At 63.1% G+C, this 406-nt stretch carries 1 protein-coding gene; it reads left to right on the plus strand.

All coding sequences use genetic code 11. The annotated features are described in order from the left end of the window. The coding region (locus tag AF337_RS18600) for an NAD(P)/FAD-dependent oxidoreductase (RefSeq protein ID WP_152971135.1) at positions 1 to 406 on the plus strand (406 nt) is incomplete at both ends.

Genomic DNA, 406 nt, shown 5'->3' on the forward strand with positions numbered 1-406 from the left:
GGCTGAACCTCGAAGGATTGACGCTCGGCAGCACCGGCGAGCGGGGCGAGGGCTGGTTCGACAGTGTCGGTCTGCTGCAGGGCTTTCGCAAGAAGGCGCGCTCGCTCGGCGTCGAATACATCGAAGACGAAGTCGTCGCCATCAACCGAGAGGGAGATCGCATCGTTTCCGTGTCGACGAAGAGCGGCCAGACGATTGCCTGTGGCACGATGGTCAACACCTCAGGCACCAACGGCAAGAAAGTCGCTGGGATGGCTGGGCTCGACGTCCCCGTGGAGCCACGCCGACGCTCGCTGTTCGTCGTCGATTGCCGAACGCCCCTGGAAGGAAAGGTGGGGCTGACGATCGACCCCACCGGCGTTTTCTTCCGGCCCGAGGGCAAGTTCTATCTGATGGGCACCTATCC

It is taken from the genome of Rhizobium ecuadorense (assembly GCF_001187535.1).
GTDB lineage: Bacteria > Pseudomonadota > Alphaproteobacteria > Rhizobiales > Rhizobiaceae > Rhizobium > Rhizobium ecuadorense.